The following is a 1,493-nucleotide window of genomic DNA, read 5'->3' as shown; positions in this document are numbered from 1 at the left end:
TACACCACTTTACAAGTTTTGTGATTGATGTTTCTGATTGAAAATCAATGAATCCAATGCCTTTAGTAACTCTTCCGATTTTTCAGCCTTTTCGAGTTTTTTCTCGAAAGTCCAAACAAATACATCTTCTCGAATCCGCTTTCCGAGTGCAAAGCGAAAGTCCTGAACGCTCTGATTCTGATATTCAGAAAATTCAGTGTATTTATACGGAAGAATCTTCATCGCACTGTAACTGATATTGATCAGATTCACCATCATCTCAATCCCTTTGCTGCTTCTTACCATGTAATGGCAAAGAGACCAGAACGTTTTCTGCTCATAGTATCCGATTTCGATATTCCAACGAATCTGATACAGAAACATTGGAAGCAAGTCAAAATGCTTTTCAATCGAATCCGGCAGGTTTTCTTTCGGAATTGACACAGACTCCTCCGAGACCGTACTAAGAAACAGCCGACGTGTTCCTTTCTCCTTTTCGGTAGAAGTGACGTACGCTGTAACGGTACGTTTTCCAAAAACAGTGGTACGTACTTTGCGCTTTCCTATGTAATAGCCATTTACTTTTTCATCCGAAAACGTAAAATCGCTGTCAATTGAAAGACGCTTTCCATGTGTGGCAGGACGACCTCTTTTCCCAGTTGGTGCTGGCGGCAGATCATATAAAACAGAATCACTTCGGACATTTCCGATTAGATCCAGATTTTTATATTCATCCACCAACCCTGTAAATGGCTTCTTCATATACCAGCTGTCACATAGAATAATGACCTGCCTCTTTTGAATGAATTCCGGCATTACCTGACGGATCATGGATGCTGCCAGTTCCAGTTTGGACTCTTTTTTCTTCCACATGCGGTACCCGAGCGGAATACTGATATAATGAATCGCTCCATCTTTCTTGTCAGCATACGGAACACACAGCATTACACTGACAAAACAATGTCCATTCAGGTAGGAATTTCCATTATGAGCAGCGTGATCAAAAAGGATGGACACCTGTTCAAACTTCTTACCGACCTTTGGAACCATGGTGTCATCCACGCATAAGAATACCGGATAGGAATCCAGAAACGAGGGAACCAGTTTAAGTGCAATGCGAGCTGTTGTATTCATGAAGGCGGAACAGTCTATTTTTGCATAGGAGCAGGCATAATAGAAAGCATTCAGTGATTTTTCCGTGATACCAGCCAGAAAATGTCGATATAGGAAGCGGATAGAATGAGCCGCTTCAAGCGCCAGCATAGAAAGCACAAACAGAAATAAGGTCTGAGCAGTTGGTGCAGAGTAGCGCTGAAAATAAATTGAAAAATATTCATTTAGTCTGGAAATCAGTTTGCTTTTGTTGTATAATGAGTTTGTCGTACAGGGTCACTTTCCTTTCATAGTGTTTTTTTGCTCAAACTCATTATACATCGGAAAGACCTGTACGGCATTTTTTTATTCAATAAAACACAATGTTTCTGTTTTAAAACTAAAAAGTTGTAAAGTGGTGT

At 40.3% G+C, this 1,493-nt stretch carries 1 protein-coding gene; it reads right to left on the bottom strand.

The features are described 5' to 3' along the window. Positions 1-9 precede the first annotated feature (9 nt). Entirely contained in the window at positions 10-1,302 is a 1,293-nt protein-coding gene (locus LJE11_RS19020; RefSeq protein ID WP_438938960.1) for an IS701 family transposase, read from the bottom strand. Positions 1,303-1,493 lie beyond the last annotated feature (191 nt).

It is taken from the genome of Blautia sp. DFI.1.216, assembly GCF_020594215.1.
Taxonomy (GTDB): domain Bacteria; phylum Bacillota; class Clostridia; order Lachnospirales; family Lachnospiraceae; genus Blautia_A; species Blautia_A wexlerae.
This window is presented reverse-complemented; position numbering and strand designations above follow the sequence as displayed.